The sequence below is a fragment of the Candidatus Flexifilum breve genome, from assembly GCF_016713355.1.
In genome coordinates, this window is sequence record NZ_JADJPI010000037.1 from 497598 (window position 1) to 519665 (window position 22068).

The 22068-nt window shown below is 60.4% G+C and carries 22 protein-coding genes and 1 pseudogene; 9 read left to right on the top strand and 14 right to left on the bottom strand.

Annotated features, from left to right (window positions below):
* Positions 1-39: 39 nt before the first annotated feature.
* Positions 40-1122, bottom strand: coding sequence for an S-adenosylmethionine:tRNA ribosyltransferase-isomerase (locus IPK17_RS33250; protein WP_343422022.1), 1083 nt, complete (start codon positions 1120-1122; stop codon positions 40-42).
* On the bottom strand, positions 1109-1840 hold the full coding sequence (locus IPK17_RS33255; protein ID WP_343422023.1) for an SDR family NAD(P)-dependent oxidoreductase: 732 nt from the start codon (positions 1838-1840) through the stop codon (positions 1109-1111). Before IPK17_RS33255 ends, IPK17_RS33250 begins: the two co-directional genes overlap by 14 nt.
* A 222-nt stretch (positions 1841-2062) precedes the next feature.
* Here IPK17_RS33255 and IPK17_RS33260 point away from each other — a divergent pair.
* Positions 2063-3174 (top strand): annotated as a pseudogene (locus IPK17_RS33260) (cation:proton antiporter).
* On the top strand, positions 3171-3938 hold the full coding sequence (locus tag IPK17_RS33265; RefSeq protein WP_343422024.1) for a nucleotidyltransferase domain-containing protein: 768 nt from the start codon (positions 3171-3173) through the stop codon (positions 3936-3938). Before IPK17_RS33260 ends, IPK17_RS33265 begins: the two are co-directional and overlap by 4 nt.
* Here IPK17_RS33265 and IPK17_RS33270 read toward each other — a convergent pair.
* Both IPK17_RS33270 and IPK17_RS33275 read right to left on the bottom strand, forming a co-directional pair.
* Positions 3928-4704: an alpha/beta fold hydrolase gene (locus tag IPK17_RS33270; protein WP_343422025.1), complete on the bottom strand. Its 777-nt coding sequence runs from the start codon at positions 4702-4704 to the stop codon at positions 3928-3930. The two genes, IPK17_RS33265 and IPK17_RS33270, sit on opposite strands and share 11 nt — an antisense overlap.
* 17 nt (positions 4705-4721) lie before the next feature.
* Positions 4722-5258 (bottom strand): helix-turn-helix domain-containing protein, encoded by a 537-nt coding sequence (locus tag IPK17_RS33275; RefSeq protein ID WP_343422026.1) that lies wholly within the window; start codon positions 5256-5258, stop codon positions 4722-4724.
* A gap of 423 nt (positions 5259-5681) precedes the next feature.
* Here IPK17_RS33275 and IPK17_RS33280 point away from each other — a divergent pair, with 423 nt between their 5' ends.
* Entirely contained in the window at positions 5682-5846 is a 165-nt protein-coding gene (locus IPK17_RS33280) for a hypothetical protein (RefSeq protein ID WP_343422027.1), read from the top strand.
* Between the two features lie 232 nt (positions 5847-6078).
* Here IPK17_RS33280 and IPK17_RS33285 read toward each other — a convergent pair whose 3' ends face one another.
* The 3 genes from IPK17_RS33285 to IPK17_RS33295 form a co-directional block, all read right to left on the bottom strand.
* Complete coding sequence (locus IPK17_RS33285; RefSeq protein ID WP_343422028.1) at positions 6079-6717, bottom strand: response regulator; 639 nt, start codon at positions 6715-6717, stop codon at positions 6079-6081.
* A complete protein-coding gene (locus tag IPK17_RS33290) occupies positions 6714-7877 on the bottom strand; it encodes a GAF domain-containing sensor histidine kinase (RefSeq protein WP_343422029.1) in 1164 nt (387 codons plus the stop codon). The genes IPK17_RS33285 and IPK17_RS33290 overlap by 4 nt, the downstream gene beginning before the upstream one ends.
* Positions 7878-8004: 127 nt before the next feature.
* Complete coding sequence (locus IPK17_RS33295; RefSeq protein ID WP_343422030.1) at positions 8005-9177, bottom strand: sigma-70 family RNA polymerase sigma factor; 1173 nt, start codon at positions 9175-9177, stop codon at positions 8005-8007.
* A 280-nt stretch (positions 9178-9457) separates the two neighbouring features.
* On the opposite strand from IPK17_RS33295, the gene IPK17_RS33300 reads away from it, so the two are divergent.
* Both IPK17_RS33300 and IPK17_RS33305 read left to right on the top strand, forming a co-directional pair.
* A complete protein-coding gene (locus IPK17_RS33300; RefSeq protein WP_343422031.1) occupies positions 9458-10768 on the top strand; it encodes a putative hexosyltransferase in 1311 nt (436 codons plus the stop codon).
* A gap of 169 nt (positions 10769-10937) precedes the next feature.
* A complete protein-coding gene (locus IPK17_RS33305; protein ID WP_343422032.1) occupies positions 10938-12167 on the top strand; it encodes a DnaB-like helicase C-terminal domain-containing protein in 1230 nt (409 codons plus the stop codon).
* Positions 12168-12246: 79 nt separating this feature from the next.
* Here IPK17_RS33305 and IPK17_RS33310 read toward each other — a convergent pair whose 3' ends face one another.
* From IPK17_RS33310 to IPK17_RS33340, 7 genes are all read right to left on the bottom strand, one after another.
* Positions 12247-12681 (bottom strand): hypothetical protein, encoded by a 435-nt coding sequence (locus IPK17_RS33310; protein WP_343422033.1) that lies wholly within the window; start codon positions 12679-12681, stop codon positions 12247-12249.
* Positions 12653-13198 carry a lipoyl synthase gene (locus tag IPK17_RS33315; protein ID WP_343422034.1) on the bottom strand — a complete coding sequence of 182 codons (546 nt, stop codon included), beginning with the start codon at positions 13196-13198 and terminating at the stop codon, positions 12653-12655. Before IPK17_RS33315 ends, IPK17_RS33310 begins: the two co-directional genes overlap by 29 nt.
* A 68-nt stretch (positions 13199-13266) precedes the next feature.
* Complete coding sequence (locus tag IPK17_RS33320) at positions 13267-14520, bottom strand: TolB family protein (RefSeq protein WP_343422035.1); 1254 nt, start codon at positions 14518-14520, stop codon at positions 13267-13269.
* Positions 14521-14537: 17 nt separating this feature from the next.
* Positions 14538-15398, bottom strand: a complete 861-nt coding sequence (locus tag IPK17_RS33325) for a hypothetical protein (protein ID WP_343422036.1) — start codon at positions 15396-15398, stop codon at positions 14538-14540.
* Positions 15392-16288, bottom strand: coding sequence for a hypothetical protein (locus IPK17_RS33330; RefSeq protein ID WP_343422037.1), 897 nt, complete (start codon positions 16286-16288; stop codon positions 15392-15394). The genes IPK17_RS33325 and IPK17_RS33330 overlap by 7 nt, the downstream gene beginning before the upstream one ends.
* Positions 16289-16339: 51 nt before the next feature.
* Positions 16340-17494 (bottom strand): TolB-like translocation protein, encoded by a 1155-nt coding sequence (locus IPK17_RS33335; protein WP_343422038.1) that lies wholly within the window; start codon positions 17492-17494, stop codon positions 16340-16342.
* Between the two features lie 146 nt (positions 17495-17640).
* Entirely contained in the window at positions 17641-18420 is a 780-nt protein-coding gene (locus IPK17_RS33340; protein ID WP_343422039.1) for a hypothetical protein, read from the bottom strand.
* Positions 18421-18503: 83 nt separating this feature from the next.
* Between IPK17_RS33340 and IPK17_RS33345 the strand changes: the two genes are divergently transcribed.
* From IPK17_RS33345 to IPK17_RS33360, 4 genes are read left to right on the top strand one after another with little or no spacing between them, the layout of a single operon-like run.
* Positions 18504-19163, top strand: coding sequence for a response regulator (locus IPK17_RS33345; RefSeq protein ID WP_343422040.1), 660 nt, complete (start codon positions 18504-18506; stop codon positions 19161-19163).
* A gap of 56 nt (positions 19164-19219) precedes the next feature.
* Entirely contained in the window at positions 19220-20176 is a 957-nt protein-coding gene (locus IPK17_RS33350) for a tetratricopeptide repeat protein (RefSeq protein WP_343422041.1), read from the top strand.
* Positions 20130-21050 (top strand): hypothetical protein, encoded by a 921-nt coding sequence (locus IPK17_RS33355; protein ID WP_343422042.1) that lies wholly within the window; start codon positions 20130-20132, stop codon positions 21048-21050. The genes IPK17_RS33350 and IPK17_RS33355 overlap by 47 nt, the downstream gene beginning before the upstream one ends.
* Positions 21050-21991: a hypothetical protein gene (locus IPK17_RS33360; RefSeq protein ID WP_343422043.1), complete on the top strand. Its 942-nt coding sequence runs from the start codon at positions 21050-21052 to the stop codon at positions 21989-21991. Before IPK17_RS33355 ends, IPK17_RS33360 begins: the two co-directional genes overlap by 1 nt.
* The last annotated feature ends 77 nt before the right edge of the window (positions 21992-22068 follow it).

A 22068-nucleotide genomic window follows, 5' to 3' on the forward strand; every position in this document is an offset into this window, starting at 1 on the left:
TACTGAAAACTGTCAACTGTAAACTGTGAACCGAAGCTTTTATGCTGTGCGTTCGATCCAGCGGATTTCGGGCAGCGCTCGGCGGTCGCTCGGCAGAATCAGGTGGCTGTCGCCGAATTCATGCCACAGGTAACCCGCGCGCACGGCTTCGTGATAGGCATCGCGGATCGTGTCCTGTCCGGCGATGGTGTAGAGCATGGCGAGGTGACTCGTCACCGGGTCGTGCATGCCCGTGATCAAACCGTCGACGACGTTCACGCCGCGCTTCGGATGAATGTACAGGCGGGTGAACCCGCGTGACGGTTCGACTTCGTGCCCGTTGAACGCCGTTTCCAGCGCGCGCACCACCGTCGTGCCGACCGCGATCACGCGCCGACCTTCACGCTTCGCCGTATTCACGCACTTGGCCGTCCTGGCGCTCACATGGTAGGGCTCGGGGTACATGGGATGCTGCTCGACCACGTCCGTTTCGACTTCGAGACTGCTCACGCCCGTATGCAGAGTGATCGCCGCGATTCCGACGCCGTTCTCCCGCAGGCTGTTCACCACGCGCTCGGTGAACGGGTACGCGGCCGAGGGCATCTCCGCGCTGCCGGGCACGCTTGCGAACACCGTCTGGTAGGTCGCGAGCGGGTAGCTCTCGTTGATATAGCCGTAGCGGATCGGTGCGCCAACGCGCCCCATCGCTGCGCGCACATCGCCATCGACCTGCGCGAACCACAGGCGCGGTAGGCCGGGATAGGGCGCGATCAGGCGGGCGGGAAGGCCACCGATCTCAATTTGCATGCCTGCTGTCACGGGTAGCGGCCCCGGCTGCGAGGTGCTCCAGCGCGGCTCGATCAGCCATGTGCCATTGCCAAAGTTGGTCGCCAGGCTCACTACAAATGTGCCGAGTTCGGCGCTGGTCGCGGGCAGGCTGGCGGGCAGCGTCGCGCTGTCGTTGACGACGACGAGATCGCCGGGACGCAGGTAGTGTGCCAGTTCGGTGAAGCGCGTGTGCGCATGACCGCGCTCGCTGCTCACCATCAGGCGCGCATGATCACGCGGGACGCCGCGGACTTCCGCGGGCTGCGTCGCCTGCAAGGCTAACGGCCGCTCGAAAACTAACTCAGACCGTTTCATTGACTGCCTCCCAATTCTGCGCTTGCGCCGCGTAGCGCCCGCCGCTCACCGCCGCCCGATCCTGTCCGAACAACCACGCCCAGAACGGCACGGTCACGTCCGGCAAAGGGCGGTCGGAGATGTCCTCGCCGGGAAACGCATCCTGATGCATCACTGTGCGCATGTCGCCCGGATCCACGCTGACCACGCTCACGCCCGCGTCGCTCAGTTCGTTCGCCAGCGTCAGCGAGGCGAGATCGAGCGCGGCTTTCGTCAAGCCATAGCCGCCCCAAGTCGGGTAGCCGCCTTTGGCCGCGTCGCTCGACAGGTTGATGACCAGGCCGCCGTTGGCTTTTAGCGCGGGCAGGGCTGCCTGTGTTAGCGCGATGGGCGCAACCACGTTGATCTTGAAGACGCGTTCCAGCGCGTCGAGCGGGAAATCGGCGAGTGGCAGCAAGGGCGATACGCCGAGATCCGACGCATTGTTGACGAGCACGGACAACCCACCGAGCGCATGAGCCGCTTCGATCACTGTCGCCCGGTGTGCCGCATCGGCCACATCACCGACCACGGTCTGCACAGGCACATTGAACGAGCTCAGCGCCAGCGCGACCTTTTGGAGCGGTTCGGCGTGACGAGCGGTCAGCACGAGCGCGTAGCCCTGACCTGCGAGAAACCGCGCCACAACTTCGCCCAAACCGCGGCTCGCCCCGGTGATGATTGCTACTTTCGCTGCCATGCTGTTCCCTCTTGGTCTACATTTCGAATTGTCTCTACTATAGGGCAAGGCGTGACCAAATTCGTCGGACAGAGGGCGGGTTTCCGGACTGTACCTCTGTACAGTTATAATGAGCGGAGGTTCAGAGAGGATGCCATGACCCCTTTGTTTATCGCGCTCAGCATTCTGATTGTGGTCGCTCAAGTTTCCGGGTTGATCAGCCGCCGTTTGGGGCAAACCTCAATGGTCGGCGCATTGATCGCCGGGGCGCTGCTCGGCGCGGGCGGCGTCAATTTGTCGGCGCGCTTTCCGCCAGAGACGGATACCGCCATTCGCGCCTTCGCTGAGATCGGCTTTTTGCTGCTGGTGTTCAGCGCGGGCCTGAAATCGACCCGGCGCAGCTTCGCGAGTACGGCCGACCCATCATTCTGAGCGGCTGGCTGGGCGTCATTCTGAGTATGGTGTTGGTCACCCCGATCATGTTGCTGGCGGGGTTCGACTTTCCCGTCTCGCTGTTCGTTGCGATTGCCTTAGCCGGGACTGGTAACGGCGTCGCGACGCAGATGGCCTTCGAGATGAACCTCATTCGCACCAAAGAGGGCGTCGTGCTGCTCGGCGCGGCGATGATCGACGATGTACTCGTTTTGTTGGCGCTCGCCTTCCTGATCAGCTTCGGTCAAAGCCCGGATCTCGCTGGCATTCTGCTGCGTTTCGCCGTCTACCTGACCGCCTCCGGCTTGATCGGTTGGCTGGTGCTGCCGCGCCTCCTCAACTTCCTGGAGAATTTCAACATTCCCGGCGTGACGCTCGGCTTCGGCTTGAGCGTGATGTTCCTGTATGCATGGGCGGCGGATGCGGTTGGTGGAATGACGCCGATCCTCGGCGCGTTCATCGCCGGAATTGCGCTCGGTCGCGCTTCGTGCCGTCCCACGCTGCAAACGGGGATTCGCGCCGTCGCGGAAGGGGTCTTCATCCCGGTCTTCCTGATCAACATTGGCCTACGCACGGACATTCGCGCCTTTGACGCGGGGACGCTGCCGCTAGCCGTGGCGCTGCTGGTTGCGGCAGTGTTGGGCAAAATCGTCGGATGCGGGGGCGGCGCGCGCCTCGGGGGTTTCACGGTGCGGGAGGGGCTGCATGTTGGCATTAGCATGATCCCGCGTGGGGCGGTCGGCTTGGCGCTGACGACGCTCGGTCTGGAGACCGGCTTGCTTCCTGCCGATCTTTTCCCCGAGATCGTGCTGGTCATCCTGATCACGACAGTGATCGCGCCAATTTTGCTCCGCTGGTATGTCGCGCGGACGCCGGTGCTGGCGGCTTCCGCTCCGTGGGTTAGCATGGAGGAACGAGCATGAGCTTACTACCGGGGCTGCCGCACCAGCAGGCGGTGCTTGCGGCGATTGTGCGCCACTATGCTGACGACGCCCGCATTCGTGCGGTGCTGCTGTTCGGATCGCTGGCGGCGGGGACGTGGGATCCGTACTCCGACCTCGATCTCGACATTGTGCTGGCCGATGACGTCTCTATCGACGTAGCCGAAGAATTGGCGGGCTTGGCGGCGGCGCTGGAACCCGGGGCTCTCATCATCGCGCACGGCGACGAAGGTGATGTGCTGCTGCCGTCGCTGGTCGAGTTTTCGATTCGCTATCACGCGCTCGCCGATACGAATCCGAATATCCTCCATACGGCGCGGGCGCTCCACGGCCTGTTGGATCAAACAGCTTTGGAAGGTGCAGGTTTACTCAATCTGCAAAAGCGCATTGCCGAAAGCCCAGAGACTAAAATCAATGCGTTTCTCCGCTATGTGCTGGAAACGGACATCGCGCTGCGGCGCGGGCGCTTGTGGATGGCGCTCGATCTTTTGAGCCGCGTGCGCTTGCTCGGCATGGAGTTGTTCGCGCTCGAACGGGGCGCGATTCGCCCCATTCATACGTTTGATGCTCAGGCCGATCCCGTGCTTCAGGTGCAGTTTGCTGCGTTGCTGCCGTCGTTGGATGCAATTAGCATCCGCGCCGCGCTTATGGCTGCGCTGGATCTGCTGCCTACGCTGCCCGGCGCAACTTTCAACGAAGATCAGCAGGCCATGTATGGGCGGATACGCGCCCGCGTCACCGGGTGACGCGCTGCAACGCCTCTGGCAGGGGCGCGCCGCTGACCCAGGCGCGGATCATCGCCGTGAAGAGTTCCGGATTTTCGCCGTTCCACGCGTGATGCAGCCCCAGCGCGAGTCGCCCCTGTGCGTTGGGCATCAGCCCGGGGATAAGGCTGGCGCTCTCGACCATCGCTTTCAGCTCTTTGCTCCCCGCCACAACCAGCGTGTGTACGGGAATGTGGCGCAAATCCGGCAGCTTGAGCACATAGAGCTCGGCGAGAATGCGCTTGAAGGCGACGCGGGACATCGCCAGCATGCTTTCGGTATAGAGATCAGCCACGTCATTCGGCAAGAACATCATTTTTGCCTGTGCGCGCACAAACCAGGGGCTTTTCATGAAGCGGTACATGAGGCTGATTTGCAGACGCTGCAGTGCTCCGAGCGGGGGCGGTGCGGCGGTGACTCCGCTCACCACGACATGATCGATGCAGTCGGCGTATTTGCCGAGCGCATGCAGCGCTACATAGCCGCCCAGCGATAAACCGATGAGCGACGCCCGCCCGTCCGTGGCCCGCGCACGGATGATTGGCGCGATCAGGTCGGCGGTGTCCGCCATCGACACCCATTCGACCTGATTACTGAGGCCGTGTCCCGGCAGATCGACATTCAGGCAGTGGAAATCGGCTAACGCGTGCGTTTGGGCTTCCCACATCCAGCCACTCGTGCCGGAGCCATGCAAAAACAATAGCGTCGGCGCGCCCGGCGTGCCGCTCTCCTTGATATACAGTTCCATGTGCTGTCCTCGTCTGTTTAGTCTTCGGGAATGCTGAATAGGGCGAAGGTGTAGCGCCGTTTGGGGGGCGCGGTGGGGTCTTCGTCCGGGGCGGCGGCGTGGGGCAGTGCCAGTGAGCGGAACTGCTCGGTGAGCTGATGATACTGGTCGTCGGTCAGGTGCAGCACGGTCTTCGCATAGACCGAATCATCCATCCGGTTGGTTTCACCCTGATGCCGTTCCAGATAACTGGAGAAGTCCTGCAGCAGCGACGACAGGAAGACCATGAAGTAGCGCAAATGATCCTCGTCGCTGACAACTTCCAGCTCATCCGCGCGGATGCGGGTCGCGCCTTCGACCAGCGCGTAGACTTTCTCGACCGTGCCGCGCACCGGGCGCTCGTCGACCACACGGATGATGCCGCCGTCGAGCAGCGCGTTGATGTGGCGGTAGAGCGAGGTCTGCGGCACATCGCTGATCTCCTGCGCGATCTGGCCCGGCGTCAGCGGTTGGCCGCCGAGCGCCATGATGATCCGAATGCGGATCGGGTGGAGCAGTAAATCGATTCTGGACATCAGCTCGCCTCTATGTTTCCGTAAATGAGTATATTTCCAAAAATGGAAATAGTCAAGGGGCGGGCAACAATTGCGAACGTAAAAGCAGAGCCCACCCTCAAAACTGCGCGCACCAAGCTGATTCGCGGGCTGAATAGAGGTGGAATTGATATAAAGTTGTGACTTGTGTATTCAATCGTTGGTTAGAGAATGGTTTGAAGTAAGGAATTCTGAAGACTTGGTTAGACAGTCATTTATCTATTTGTCGATTAATTGTGTCAACCTTGAGCAATGATGAGCGATTACAGGCAGAAACTCACGGCCAGAACATGACGATAGTTCTATTCGATCTCCGTCAATATTCAATAATCTCAATGCTTCAAAATAGAGACCCATGCTAACTTAGAGCCAAGTGTTAATCATTCTGGTGAACGGACAACAGCAATGGAAACTCTTCTCACTATCATCACTATCTGGTTTGTGGCCTCCATCCCCGCAACGCTGATTCTGGCGCGTATCCTGGGTGCAACCAGCCGGATGCAAGAAGAAGCCACGGCCGAACTTCTCGCCGCTGCGACTGTCGAAGCGCAGTCGGTCGCCGTTCGCTAGAGCAGAGTTTCAGGTACTTCACCCGGTCTGGCCGTTGCGACGGTGCGGCTGTCCGACACGAACGCGGGTCGCATCGCTGCCTGCCTAGACTATTTGCGTTAGACGACTATCCGCTGAATTTCGGCGCGTGCCAACCTCATTATGGGTTGGGCGCGCTGTTTTGTTTGATCAAACCACCTTGGTTCCCGATACTAAACAGCTTCCTCGCATCTTAACGTATGTAAGCGTCTCTCTAAACGTTTTCCACCAGATGCCGTTGTAGCGCTATCGTCACAGCCTCAGTCCGATTCCCCGCGCCGAGTTTGGCCAGAATTGAACTCACATGAAATTTCACTGTGCGTTCACTGATCACCAACTGTGCCGCAATTTCCTTGTTTTGGAGGCCGCGCACCATCAGCGTGAGGACTTCGCGTTCGCGCGGGGAGAGCGCTTCGGTCTGCGGATGCTGTGCTTCGGTGATGCGCCGTAGCAGCTTCGAGGTGACAATCGGCTGTAAGAGTGACCCACCCCCGTAGACCACCCGAATCGCATTGAACAATTCTTCGCGCGGCGCCCCCTTGAGCAAATATCCCTGCGCTCCGGCTTGCACCGCGCTCAAAATGCGTTCATCGGTGTCAAAGGCCGTGAAGACAATCGCGGGGACTTCCTGCCCGCGTTCGCGCAGCGCATTGAGCGTTTGTACGCCGTCCAGTTCGGGCATCTGTAGATCGAGCAGCAGCACATCCGGCGGCGCGGCGGCGACGAGGTTGAGCACCTCGCGCCCGTTAGCGGCCCGCGCCATCACTTCAAAATCGGGCTGCGTGCTGAGGATCGCGGCGAGGCCATCCACGACGACCGGATGATCGTCGGCAATAAGTATCCGTATGCTCATGTTCTGGACTCCAACGGTAAGGTGATTTTGAGCGTCGTCCCTTCGCCCGCCTGTGTGGACACCTCAAACGTGCCACCGAGCAGACGCGTGCGCTCGTTCAAACCGATCAGCCCGAAGCGGTCTTTGGGCAGGGCGGTCGGGTCAAAGCCTTGCCCGTCATCCTCGATGACCAGTTCGACTTTCTCCGGCTGCGAGGTGAACACAACGAAGATCTGGGTGGCGTCGGCGTGGCGCGCGACATTGGTCAGCGCTTCCTGCGCGATGCGATACAACCCCGCCTCAATGCGCACGGGGAGCGGTCGCTGCCCGCCGATCAACTCGACGCTGGTGCGCAGTCCGGACTCTGCGCCGAACTGCTCCACTAGTGCTTCGAGCGCCTCGCAGAACGACCGTTTTTCCAAGGGTGCAGCCCGTAAATCCAGCACGGAGCGGCGGGCTTCCTCCATATTGGCGCGCGCCAGCGTCAGCGCCCGCATGACCGCGTCGTGCGCCTCTTCGATCTTTTCGAGATGCATGAAGGCATCAGCGGTCTCCAACTGTAAGGCGATCGCCGCCAAACCCTGCGCCAGCGTGTCGTGGATTTCGCGCGCGAGGCGGTTGCGCTCCTCGACCGCACCGAGTTCCAGCGAACGGTCGAACAGGCGGGCGCGCTCGATGGCAATGCTCACCATGCCGCCGACCGTGTTGAGCAGGCGCAGGTCGTCGTCGGAGAGCTCTTTCCAATCCGCGCTGACCACGTTGAGCACGCCCACGCGCCGATCATGATGGTAGAGCGGCACGCTGGCATGGTGGCGCAGCCCGCCGGAGCGGTCGGTCGAGAGGTACTTGAGGCGCGTGCAGGTGATGATGCTGACATTGGCGGCAGTGTCGAACGTGCCGAGCGCGTACTTTTCGAGGCAGTAGCAGTCGTTGCCCTCCATGCTGGCGGGATCGTTTTGCAGCCCCGGTGGCAGGTTGAGCGCCGCGGCGAGATAGGTCGCGCCCGTGTCCTCTCGCTGCAGCCAGATCCACCCGGTTTGCACGTTGAAGAGCGCGGCGATGCTGTTGAGCGCCGCCTCCAGCGCGCGGGAGAGATCGACTTCCCGGTTGAGCGCTTCGGCGATGGTGTTGAGGATCGACAGCTCGCGGTTGCGTTTCTTGAGTTGATCGGTATCCGACATGTGTTACCCGTTCACAGTTGACAGTTCACAGTGTACAGTCAAAACGATGTCAGGCGACAGATCCAGACGCAAAAACCGGGCATCAATGCCCGGTTTTGACCAGTTATGCAATTGTGGAGACGTGTTTCTAGCCCAGATAATCGCGCAAATTGTGAGCCAAACGCGGGTGACGCAAACGGCGCAGCGCTTCTTTCTCAAGCTGGCGAATGCGTTCACGGCTCAAACCGAATTTATTGGCGATTTCTTCGAGGGTGTGCGGTTCACCACCACCGAGACCAAAGCGGAGACGGAGAATATGGCTCTGGCGCGGGGTGAGTTCGCTCAACACTTCTTCGATGGTTTCTTGCAGTAAATGCTGGGTAGCTGATTCAACGGGGGAGGGGGAGTCCTGATCTTCAATGAAGTCGCCGAATTCGCTGTCGCCGTCATCGCCGACCGGGCGTTCCAGCGCGATTGCGTGCTGGCTGGCGTCCATCATCGCGCGGACGGTGTCGGCGGGGAGGTCCATCTCGCCGGCAATTTCTTCCGGTGACGGGCGGCGTCCCAACGACTGTTCCAATCCCTGAGCGGTGCGGTACATCTGGCGGATGCGTTCGGTCATGTGCAGCGGAATGCGGATGGTGCGCGTTTTCTGCGCCAGCGCCCGCGTGATTGCCTGCCGAATCCACCAGGTCGCGTAGGTGCTAAACCGATTACCGCGGCGGTAATCATATTTATCGACTGCGCGCATCAGACCAACATTGCCTTCCTGAATCAGATCGGGGAAGGGCAAACCCTGACCCATATACCGTTTGGCAATGCTGACGACGAGACGGGTATTGGCCCGACCGAGATGTTCCCGGGCGGCCTGACCATCGCTCACGAGCTTTTCGAGATGCGCCAGCCACGCGTCGCTGTACATTTCGCGGGAACCAAGCCGCGACAGGGTGTCACGCGCTTGCTTGCCCAGTTCGATGCGCTTCGCCAGCTCGATTTCTTCCTGCGCGGTGAGCAGCGGCTCTTGCGCCATCTGCCTGAAGTATAACCCGACCGGATCATCAGCCGAGACTGCGCTGATGTCGCCGACCGTCGGGTCTTGCAGGATTTCTTCTGGTTCGAACTCTGCTTCCCCCTCTTCGGCCAGAATAAACGAGTCCGAGGGTTCGCTTTCTTGGCGTAACTCGATGCCCAACTCATCCAGCTCGTAGAGAATAGTCTCAATGGCGTTTACATCGTCGCCATCCTCATCCAGCACTTCAAGCACATCTTCAAAGGTGACGTACCCGCGCTGGTCAGCCCGGTTCAGAAGTTCCTGTAACACGACAGCTTCTTGCCTCCGTCTCAGTTGGCATAACTTGTGCCACGTTCGTACTAATGTGTACAAACCCGTCGAGCATGAAAAAAAGCAACTCTATTCAGAAAACTTTCATATTCTAACACATTTCTTGTGGCTTTGTGAATTACTGTGCATATTGCCATAGCGTGAATCTTGCAAAAAATTTGCTTAAGTGTTCGTTGTCTCGATAGATAATTCACCAGAACTGACTACAATCTACGGCGTCTAAAGCTTGTTTCGTGACGCCGGACGGAAGGTTATCTTGATGAATGGTCTACTCGCTGCTGCTCCTCCGGTTGCGCCCCGCCAGTCGTGGATTAACCAGCATGCGGGGCTGATACTGCTCGGCCTGCTGGCGTTGGGCTTGGCGCTGCGTCTCTATTTCGCGTCCATGCCGGGGTATCCCGGCGACATTGATGGGTGGAGCCGCATGTCGGCGTTGGCGGTGCGTTTTGGGTATCCCCACATGTACGACCCCGGGATTTTCAACCGTGATGAAGGGGTCTATCCGCCATTCTATCATGTAATGCTGAATGCGGTTGGGCTCATCTACCGCCAGTTTGTTTCCCCGACGTTCGCGCTCGGTACGCCCGAACTCAACACGCTGCTCAAACTCTTTCCCATTGTATGCGAAATGCTTTTGGCTGCGACTCTGTACTGGGGGTTAGGCAAGACGGTTGACCGGCGGGCGGCGTTGGTGGCGGTGGCCGCGTTCCTGTTGAACCCGGCGATCCTGTACACCAGCGCTTACTGGGGCATGTTCGGCGATGCGTTCTACGCGCTGTGCGTGGTGATCGCGCTGTTCGCCCTGCAGCGCGAACGCCTGCTGATCGCCGGGGCGGCGCTGGCGGCGGGGGTGTTCTTCAAGTTTCAGACGGTGGCCTTTCTGCCGCTGATCGGCTGGTGGCTGCTGCGCCCGCTTCATTGGAAGCGCCTGCTCACATTTGCGGTTGGGTTCGCCCTCGCCACCGCGCTGATCTGGCTGCCATACGTGCTGGCGGGCACGCTGCCCAATGCGCTGCGCGCGCTGCGGAACACGGTCGGGCTGTTCCCGGTGCTGGCCGCTAACGCGCATAACGTATGGTGGCTGTACAGCGGCGGCGATGTATGGCAATCCGACGTCCAGCCCGTGCTGGCTGACTTGAGCGCGCGCACGGTCGGGCTGCTGGCATTCGGCGCGGCGCATGAGCTCGTGTTGTTCCGCTCGGTGGCGCTGCCCCAGCGTTTCGCCGCCGCGGCTTACATTGGCTTCGCCTTCTACATGCTCTCAACCGAAATGCACGAAAATTACCTGTACCCGACGGTCGTCCTGCTGGTGATCGCGGCGAGCGCTGCGCGACGCTATGCGCCGCTGGCCATCGTCATCAGCGTGACAGCATGCTTTAACATGGCGCTGCACGATGTACTGATCGACCCGGCGACGTGGCTGCCCGCAGGAACACTGGACAGCGCCCGCATGCTGAATGCGACGGTCAACGGCGCGGTGTTCGCCGCGTGGACCCTGAGTTTGCTCTGGGATGGTGCTCGTCAGGTTCGTCGGCTTGTCGTTCGGAACAGCGCGCGTACCACATCATGATTGCGGCATGACGTTTGACCCCATCCCTGCATTGGGCTGCGACGTTTCCCAGCGCGGGACGGTCTTCAGTCAATGGTGAGTAGGAATATTTCGTGAATTAACGTGGTTGCATTGCATAAAAAAGAACCCGCCATTATCATACATTACAGAAGGGTTATTCGAGGGCAGCATGACGACGCGACGCTTTACTGAACCATTTCCTCCCAATCCAGATGAACCATCCGCCGAGAACCGGCCAGCAGTCAAGCGTCCCCAGCCGATTCAGCCGAAGGCTGCGCCCCCGGCCGCTCCTCCGCCCACCGCTGCGGCGGCTCCCGCCGCGCCCACTCCTGAACGGAGCAGCGCCAGCGGCCCGCGCGGCAATGCGCATCTGCCGCGCACGCTGACGCAGGTACTCAACGAAGCTGACGACCGCGTCACACGCGGCGATCTGGTCGATTATGTGCCGCTGCCCACCGGGTTTGACCCGCTCGACGGGTTTATCGGCGGCGGTCTGCGCAAAACCGAACTCGTGCTGCTCGGCGGCGCGCAGGGCATCGGCAAGACGATTGCCACGCTGCAAGTCGCCCGCAATATCGCCATGCGCCCCGATCAGTACGTGTTTTACCTCTCCTACGAACACACCGAAACCCACCTCATGCATCGTCTGCTGTGCATGGAGAGCATCAACCCGCCAGAAATTGACCTGAGCCGCGGCTTGAAACTGCGCGATCTGTACCAGATCATCGTGGCGCAGCGCGCGAAGGAATTCATGGGGCGGGAAGGCGGCGCGGGGTCGCTGCAAGCCATTCTGCGTGACAACCCCAAGACGGCGCCCGGCCTCGGGCGCATTCTACGCTACGCCGACCGTATGATCCTCGTCAAAGCCAGCCCGGCGGTGACGACGCTGCGTTCCATCAAAGAGATGACCGCGCGCCTGTGCGATGCGACCGGCGGCAATGTCGCCGTTTTCATCGACTATCTGCAGAAGATCGCTGTGCATCCCGAACGCCCGCGCGACGAAAACGACAAGGTGACGATCATCGTCGAAGGCTTGAAGGACATCGCCATGTCGCTGGATGTGCCCGTGTGGGCCATCGTCGCGGCAGATCGTGAAGGCCTGAAGAGCAAGCGCATTCACCTGTTCCATCTGCGCGGCAGCAGCGCGCTCGACTACGAGTCGGATATCGCGCTGATTATGAACAACAAGTATCAGATCATGTCGAAGGATCACGCGGCCTTCAATCCGTATACCGCCAAGCAGTTCCGCGACTGGGTAGTGTGGACGATTGAGAAGAATCGCGCCGGGCGCGCCATGCAGGATATGGAATTCCAACTGCACGGCCAGCACTTCGCCTTTGACCCGCGCGGTCAAAAGGTGCAGCAGACGCTCATCGACGACAAGATCATCGAGACGTAAACGGATTTTCGGAGTGGAAATGCAAACGGGCGACCCAATGAGTCGCCCGTTTTTGTTTTATTCTAACCACCGCGTGTGCTTACCGAAGCGTGATGTAATTGAGCTTCGACAGCTCACGCACCTGCTGATCCGCGCGGTAGCTGCTGCGCACGAGCGGGCCGCTCTCCACCCACTTGAAGCCGAGTTCGTTTAGCCCGATCTCTTTGATGCGGTCGAATTCTTCCGGCGTGTAGTAGCGTTCGACGGGCAGGTGCTGCTTGCTCGGCGACAGGTATTGACCGACCGTGAGAATGTCCACGCCGCACTTGGCGAGATCGCGCATGACTTCGACCACTTCGTCAAAGGTTTCGCCCAGACCGACCATGATGCCACTCTTGGTCAGCACCAGCGGGTCCATCTGCTTGGCGTTGGTGAGTGTGGCCATCGCCCATTCGTAGTGATCCTGCGGCTGCACCTTGCGGAATAGGCGCGGCACCGTCTCCACGTTATGATTCAGGAATTTCCGGCTGCGCATCCATGACGATCTTGAGCGCTTCGGCATTCCCCTTGAAATCGGGGATGAGCACTTCGATGCTGCACCCCGGCTGGACTTCGCGGATGCGCTTGATGACCATGGCGAAGATCGGCGCGCCGCCGTCCTTGCGCTCGTCGCGGTTGACGCTGGTAATCACCACATGGCGCAGGTTCAGTGCCTTGACCGATTCCGCGACGCGGTTCGGTTCTGCCCAGTCGAGCGGGCTGGGACGTCCGGTCTTGATGTCGCAGAAGCCGCACGAGCGCGTGCAGGTGTCGCCCATCATCAGGAAGGTTGCCGTGCCGCGGCCCCAGCATTCGCCGAGGTTGGGGCATTGGGCTTCTTCGCACACCGTGTTGAGGTGTTTGTTGCGCATCAATTCGAAGACGCGTTCGTACGTTTCGCCGCTCGGTGCGCGCACCTTGATCCACGGGGGACGGCGGCGGGGATGCTCAGGATCGGGCTGCCACGAGGCATTATCCGTCGGGATAGCATTGGGGTTGATTAAGTCGGTCACAACCGGGCTCCGTTAAATAAACCGTACTGCATTATACGCCTAGCGCAGGATCAAATCGAGTTCCACCCTTACCTCCAACCGCCAATGTTGACTACTGGTAGGTTGAACGTCAGTCGTCGGATTGTGCGCGTCTCCACTTCCATAATGAATACGTTCGAGCTGTCCTCAACGCTGTCGCTCTGAATATACGCGATTTGCTTCCCGTCCGGCGACCAATTGCCGCTGCACTCGTTTCGGCGATAGTCGGAATTCAAGCGCGTGACCCCTTCGTTCACCTGTACATCAAACACGTCTTGGATGAACAAATCTGGAGTAATATACAGTCCATCTTCCAGTCTACTGCCGGAGCAATATACAAGGGCGCGGCTGTCTGGCGACCACGCCGGTCGCCCATCATAGGCATTATTTTGTGTGACGCGCTGGCGGTTCGCTCCATCTATATCAATGATGAAAATGTCGACTTCTTGAGGAGAGTAACCTGTATCGCTGGCGACAAAGGCGATCCGATTCCCATCGGGCGACCAGGCGGCGTCGCGTTCACTCACGAGATTGGCGGCTAAACGGAGAAAGCCGCTGCCATCCGCGTGGATGATCGCCAGATCGTTTTGACCATCGTCAAACTCAGTGGCGAAGGCGATCCGATTCCCATCGGGCGACCAAGAAGGTGATGCTTCGTTCGCAGGATTATTGGTGAGGTTAACGAGATCTGTTCCGTCGAGATTCATCACAAAAAGATCGCTTCCACGTTGGTCATCACGTTCGCCAATGAAAGCGATCCGCTGGCCATCTGGCGACCAGTCAAACCAGTACATGCCAATATCATCAAAGGTCAGCCGACAAACGCTGTCATCTGTGGGATGGATGATGAACAGTTCGGAGTTCCGACTACCGCCTGCAGTGATCAAAATACCGGTTGCTTGTTCGGCCCCGGCGCAGGCTGGGTAGGGGGCATAGGGTGCCGGGGTGATGGTTTGGGCATAAGAGATTGTCTCGCCCCTTTGATTCATTGTGCTGAAATGCAGTTCTCCATCTTCGCGCATCAGACCCGCTGGAGCGTGAGCTTGCGGCGGTACATACGGTTGTGGAACATAACACCGACCGGGAATGAAACATAAGCTTGATGCGATGAGGTTTGGGTTAACGAACAGCAACACCGTTAAAGCGAGCAGGAGGACCATCAAGAGGAAAAGTAGACGTGTCGACACGTAGGCGCGGCGCGGGATGAGCGGATATTTCTTTTTGCTTTTGCGGTGCTCTAAAAGCTCTGCATCAATTTGCAGTTCGCCATCGTCGCCAATTGGAAGGTTGTCATCTGGCATCATCGAAACCTTGGTGTTCATTAATAGATATAAGAGTTTATCTCCTCTCGCGTGGTATTCAAGCATGTGCGCAAGGTGTGCCATAGCCCGTGGGTGAGGAGTTCGCGAAAGACGATGACGACGACTGCTGTGATCGGTCCGATCACGATGGCCGCGATGGGCGGCGCGTTGAGGCGCACCAGTAGGTCGGGCAGCAGCGTGACGGCAACCACCGCGCCGAGCAAATAGGTCACGACCTGCACGAGCAGGTAGCCGCCGACCGCCAGCGCGAAAATGGTGCGCGTCTTGCGGGTGAGCGCGGGCACAAGCATGCCGATCAGCACGGCGACAATGCGCGTGTTGAAGTACTCGTAGAGCAGGAAGGCCCAGAAGGCCAGCGTATCGGCAAACCAGAAGGCGACAGCGCGCTCATGCGTGATCCACATCAGCCAGCCGCCGACGAGGAAGGGCGCGGCGGCCAACCCAAGGATCATCAGGCCGCGCAGCACCATCCGCGTGACGGGTGTCGCCTGAAACCACTGCGTCGCGTACACCCAATGCAAGCTGATCTTCCCGGCGGGCAGCGAACACAGCAAATCGTAGGCGCGGCGGCGGTGTTCGCCGGCGAGATACGCGCTGATGCGTTCGACCGTGCGCAGCCCGAAGAGCAGCGAGGCCAGCAGTGCGAGCAGCGGCGCGGGGAAGAAGATCACCAGCAGCGACATGCCGACGACGGGCGGCACGATGACGACAAACGCGGCGGTCATCACCGGGGTGAAGCGGTCGAAGCGCGGCTCCACATAGGTGACGAATTTGCCGAGCCGCCCCTCGTAGCCGCGCCAACTGATCGGGTCACGCCGCAGCGGGTTTTGCAGGGTGTGATGCAAGCGCCACGTTAGCACAGGGCCTCCATTTCGGCAGGAGTCGCATTCACCGCTGAGCGGAACTGCGCCCACAAGCGCCGGATGATCCATTCGCGATAGGCTGTGAAGACCAACAGCGTGATAGTGGGCAGTGTGAGCGCGATCATTTCGCTGCTGGCGTTGGTGAGACGATAGAGCGTCGGGAGCACCACGCCGGCGCTGAGCACGCCGATCAGGTAGGCGCTCACCTGCACGAGCACGAACAGCGTCACCGTGCTGATACGCACCGTCGAGATGCTGTTGACGCTGGCGGGCAGCGTCATGCCGAGCAGGGTGGCGGTGACCTGCGTACTGTAATGGTCGATGGTCAGCAGCGCGATCACGCAGGCGCATGAGAGCACCCAGAAGAGCAGCGCGCTCGTCCCCGTATATGTCAGGCCGAATAACGAAACGCTGCCGAACAGGGTGGTCGCTGTGCCCACCAGCACCATGGCTACGGCCAGCGTCCGCAGCGCGCGGTGATCCAGCAGCCAACTCGTCGCATGTGCCCAGTGCAGACCGACGCTGCCGGGCGGGAGCGCGCAGAGCTGGTCGTAAGTACCTTTTTCGCGTTCCCGGACGATGCTGCCGCTCACCTGATAAGCGATGGCGCCGCCGTAGAGCAGGTGCGCCAGCGGCACGAGGATGGGCGAGGTCGTGAAGACCACGAACATGAGGATAACCAGCAGCGGCGCGCCGAAGAGGATTGCGCCGATGGGCAGCACGATCAGCCCGACGCCGCGGAGCAGCGACGCAACGGCACCCACAACGGGGAGCCCTGCCGCTTCGCGCGCCAGATAGCCCCGGGTAAAGGTGGTGTAGCGCTGCCACCGTGACTCCAACTTTAGATTGGGGTCATCCAGCGCCCGCCGCAAGCGCCAGATCAGCATGTCCCATGCCCGCAGATGATGATCACCCGGTTGCTCCTCCGGAGCCGACCGCTATTCGGGCGGCAGCCCCCATACGATGACGTTCGGCGCGCCGAACATCGGAAAGATGCCTTCGCTGAGATCGGTGTATACGCCGGATTCGGTTTCCAGTGCCAGCAGCGCGTACACGGATTGATCGCCTTGCTGCAGTTCGCCGCCAAACGCGATGTAGCGGCCATCCGGCGACCACACCAGATGCGGCGGATTCGGCGTGCTTTGCTCGGTCGTATAGCCGCAGTATGCGGTCACCGCTTGCGTGCGCACATCGAGCACGTGCAGCATGGCCGCGCCCGTATCCGTAAGCGGATCTGCGCCCGTGAGCGGCGTCACCCAGAAGGCGATTTGCCGACCGTCTGGTGACCACGCCAGATCGCCCACCGCAATCCCGTTGATGCGGATCGCGCCGTACTCGTCGGTGAGCTGCGTCCACGGTTCGGGTTCATCGTCGCCGGGCTGAATCGCGTAGATTTCGGCGCTGGTGTCGGCGGCTTCAGTGGCTATACCCGCAGGCGCGGCGACAGGTTCAACATACGCCAGCCAGTCGCCATCCGGCGACCACTGGTGCGCGTTGAAGTAACTGCGATCCTCGCCAAGCAGCAGCCGTTCGCGCGGCACTTCAAGATTGATGAGCGACCGCTGGAAGTCATCACCATTCTGTTCGAGCAGCAGCGCATAGCGTCCGCCCGGCTGAATGGCGACGACGCCCGGCCCGGAGAGATATTCGCGCGCGACACCGTCGACGGGGCGCAGGTAGGCACTGCGGGCCGGTGTCCAGATCAAATACGTGTCGTCCGACCACCATTCGACATCCGACGCATACTCGGTGATCAAGCTGCGCTGGGTGCCGAGCAGCGTCATGCGGTTGTAGGCATTCGTCTGGTCATTAAAATACGAGATCCAACGAAAGTCCGGCGAGAGGCGGCAGTGATTCATGCAGGCGTTAGTGTCGGGCAGGGGATAGCGGCGGTCGCGCCCGACCTCATAGACCCACAGGTCGGCGCTGTCGAACTGCGTGAGGATGATGCCCGTCCCGGTGAAGTCTTCGGTGCGCGTCGTAATCTCGTCGGTCGGGCACACGCGGTTGACGGTGTCGGCGGCATGCGCGGCGGGCGCGAGGCCGATCAGCAGAACGAGCAGGCCGAGCAGCAGCGGGCGCAGGGCGGTCATAGCGACGAATGAGGCCGCCTGACTTCTAGAGACGAGTATGGAGGACAGGGCATGCCTTGTCCCTACAAATACCTCGCTTGTTGAGTTCATTGTCCGCTTTATAAACACCCGCTTCTCATGATGCTTAATGTGGTTGTGAAACTGGATCATCCGTAGATTTTCTTCTGCAAAGCTTCATCCGGGGGCAGCGGCTTGTCGAGCCATTCGACGCGCCACACCTGTACGCTGCTCGACCGCTCGGCGCTGCCGCCCTCCGCCACATACAACCAATTGTCGTGGAGCAGACAGTCCATTGGGCGGGTGAGACCCGGCAGGTCGTCGAGCACCGTGCTGAGTGGACGCTCTTCTTCCAATGTGAGGTCGAACAGGTGCAGGGCGTAAATCACCAGCGTATCGTAGTCGTAAGGCTCCCCGTCTGCGTCGATCTGTTCGGTGGGCAGGGCATAGGCGAAGCGGATGCGGCGGCAGGTCAGGAACAGATGCGGATGGATCAGCTCAATTTCCGCCAGTACGTAACTTTCGGCCACGCCGACCACCTGCATCGGCTGGAGCTTGAGCCGCCCGCTGAGCGCCATTTTGTCGGCAATGGACAGCGGCTGCACCAGATCGGCCAGCCGCTCGTTGACGCGCATCCCGCGATGCCGTGCGCCCGTGAAGTTCAGCGCCATTGTGTGCCAGCCGGTCTTCGGTGTGATGAGGTCGTCGGGCAGTTCCAGCGGCTGCACGGTCGTGTTCTGGCCTTCGAGTTCATCCACTGAGCGCAGCAGACCGCCATCGGACGCATAGCAATGCTGGGCCAACCAGCCATCGTCCGCGTAGATCTCTTCGACGTAAATGTGACCTTCCGGCGTAACACCGAGCAAACTGCAATCACCGTGGTGCGGGAGCGGTATCGTCAGATGGTGATGGAACAGGGGCGCGCGCATGTCTGACCTTTTTAACTTTTTTCAGGCGTGAACATTTGTTATACTACAAATGTCCTCTTCTTTTATCATTGAGGCTAGGTTCAATGACAGAACGGTTAGCCGACAAGATCATTATAACCGATCCACTCGCAGAGGGCGCGCGGCAATTGGACGATGAGGGGCAGACTCGCCATCAGCTCAAGCAAACCTCCACCATGCCCCCGCTGCGCTTGAATGGGTTGACAACGCCCCCCAGCGCCGAAACCGGATTGATTAACCCGGTCTTTCTGTCCCGTGAAGGCGCGGACGACGACGATCGGCAGGATGCTCTGCGCACCACTGCCGAAACGCAAGGCATTGCTCAACCGTTGGAAGACCGCCGACCCTCCGTCCTGATCATCGAGGACACGCTCGAACTGGCAGAAATCATTCGGGTGACGCTCGACCGCATGGGCTTGATCACCGCCCATGAGAGTCACGGTCAGCGGGCGTTTGTGCGTTTCAACAGCATGATGCCTGACGTGGTGCTGCTCGACATCAGCCTGCCGGATATCCCCGGTTGGAAGGTGCTGGAGAGCATCAAGGAACGGCAGAAGGAGACGGGCGGCGCAATGCCGATCGTCATCGTTATCACCGCCTACGGCGACCCGGCGAATCGTCTGGTCGGCAAACTGCACGGCGTGTACAGCTACCTGATCAAGCCGTTTACGCCGGGCGATGTTGAACAAATTGTCAGGAAAGCGTTGAGCGGCGCACCGCGTTAATGGCTCGCGTTTCGCCTCAGCGTTCTTTTCGGTCTTATGCACGGGCAGCGTCGATTTTGGCGCTGCTCGTTCTGTTTTCCGCCCTGCTGCTCGTCTCTCCGCTCAACCCCACGCACCCCTTTGAGCAAGAACGCGTTATGGAATCGGTGTATCATATCGAACGACAGGCACAGCGCGATGGTTGGACGGCGGATCTCGCGCGGCAGGCGGGCGATTTATGGCGCCAGTCGGGCGATCTGGTGCGCGCGGCAGCCTACTGGGAGAACGCGGGCGAGGATCCGCTGGTCGTGCGGGCGCTGGCGCAGGCCTATGTCGAATTGGGCGAGTGGGCGCGCGCCGTCGATACGCTCGAACGCCTGATCCGTTTCGCGCCGGATGATGCGTGGGCGAACTTTCAGTTAGGCATAATCCTCGCAGCGGTGGCACCGGATCGAGCGCTGCCGTATCTTAACGCCGCGCTGCCGACCTACGGCGACTCACTGGCTGAAGTGATCGAAGGGGTGCGGCGGGCGGATCCGCTGCGGGTGGGCAGAGCATTGGCAGAGGCGCGTCTGTGGGCATATGCTGAACTCGCCTTTGAGCAGGTTGGCTCAGCGCGAGCATATGCCTATGGCGGGTATGTGCGTGATCAGCAGGGCAAAGACGGCGGCGCGCTGCTGCAGATGGCGGTCGCGCTCGCGCCGGATGACCCGCAGGTGCGCTTACTCGAAGGACTGCACCTCCGGATCTTGGGGGACTATACAGCCAGCCTCGAAGCGATCATCGGGGCGGCGGCGCTCGACCCGGAGAATCCGACGCTGTACGCCGAATTGGGTACGGCCTATGATCTCGCCGGGGATGCGCTTTCCGCGCGGCGCTGGTTGGAATACGCGGTGACGCTTTCAGGAAATGATCCGCAGTTTGCGGCGATTCTGGCAGCTTTCGATGCGGATCAGCAGGCGCTGTTGGATGTGTTGGGAGTGACTGATGAACCTACTAGCGCGATTGCTGCCACCCCGACGCCAGTGGGATAACCCGCTGTTTCGGTCGCAGGTGCGGCTCATCAAGTGGGGCGATAGTTGGGGACGCATGCATGACGGAACTCTGTACTGGGCGCTGCATGTCGCCCTGCTGATCTTTGGTACATGGTTGGTGTTCATGCTGTTCCTGCGCTACGTTGCCTACAGCGCAAACTCCTTTCCGCAGACCTGGCTGTTGGTGTATTCGCAGAATTTCTGGGTGGCCGCGACGGGCGCGAGTCTGCTCACCAGCCTGGTCGTCGATTTTCGCGGCATCACGGCGGGAATGCCCGTCATCAGCGAGGAAATCGTGTCTGGACGGTATGAACTCATCCGTCTGACGTCGATCAGCCCGGTTGACGTGATTGTCGCGAAGTATGCGGTGGCTCGCGTGCGGGCGTGGCGCACCACCGCGCGCTTGATGTGGGCGCGCGCATTGCTCGCCGTGTTCGGACTCGTGCTCATTGCGTGGCAGTGGTTCACGACGGGTGTTGGCTCAACCGTCTTTGACCTGTTATATGCGGGTGCCGCGCTAGTGGTTGGCACGTGCGGCGCTGTGGTCTTCGTGCTTGAACCATACTGGCGGATGAAGGCGCTCACCGCGCTCGGTGTGGCGATTTCGGCGCGGGCTCTCAGCGGAGTGAGCGCGCCGCTGGCGTCGGGTTTGGCGCTGTTGGCGTTTTGGTGGCTAGAGTTAGTGTTGATCGTGACGCTCGCCCTATTGTTCTCAACGGCATCACTCTGGATGTTAGCCAGCCAACTGGCCGTCCTTGTTTGCATGCCGGTCGTCATTGCTGGTTTCGGCGCGGTCATTTATGGTTTCTATTCAGGTATTCAACATGCGAGCCTGCGCCACGCAGCCTTCCGTTTAGCTCTATTGGAGAGGTGATGATGGTCGATCCACTGGCGCGTTTGCTGCCACCCCCGGCGGCGTGGAATGATCCACTGTTTCGCACGGATGCCCGGGCGGTCAAATGGGGTGTGAGCTGGATGGTGCTGCGCGGGCGGGTGTTCCGCTGGGGCGTGCAGATGCTGCTGGTCTTGGCAGTGAGTATGCTGCTGCTGGCCGTGTTCCGCTGGAACGATCTGACCAACGCCGGGTTTGGTCCGATCGGCTCGTATTACTACTACACGCCGCTAAGCTTCCTCGGGGAATTCATCGCGATGGCGTTCGTCGGGTCGATTGCCTTGAACCTCATCCTTGACTTTGTCGGCATTTCCGGGGCGCTCGGCACGATCAGCAATGATTTCAACATGCGCCGCTCCGATCTGATTCGCACCAGCCTGCTGCGCCCCACGCAGATCGTCGAGGCGAAGCACAAAGTCGCGCAGGTGCGCGTGCTGCGCATGACCGTGCGCAGCCTGTGGGGACGGGTGTGGATCGTGGTTTTGATCGCGGCGGCGGGCTTATGGTCTCTATTGGATTCATGGTTCAGTTACCGGGGGCCAGCCTTATTCCCGACCATTGCGACGGGCATCATCGGCGCGCTGACGGCGATCACTTATATCATGGAACCGTACTGGCGTATGCGCGCTGTGACCTCGCTTGGCGTGGCGCTCTCGGCGCGGACGATGCACGGGGCGAGCGCGACACTCAACGCCGGGTTCTCGCTGATCGCCTTCTGGATCGGGCAGATTGTTGTCATTAGCGGGTTGGCATTCGTGCTGCAGCTCACGTTCACGTTTTACGTGGGCGAGGACTGGATTGCGTTTGCTCTGCTGTTTGCTTATTGGGGGATTATCACGGCGACCATTTACGCGTTCTACGCGCGCATTGTGCGCAGCAGTCTCTATCAGGCGGCGCATCGACTGGCGACGATGGATAACTAGCGCTTGGGCATCCGAAAGCCACAAGACAGGACGAGGGGGCCTCGTCCGCTAGCTGATAATCGGTCAGCGGCTGAGTG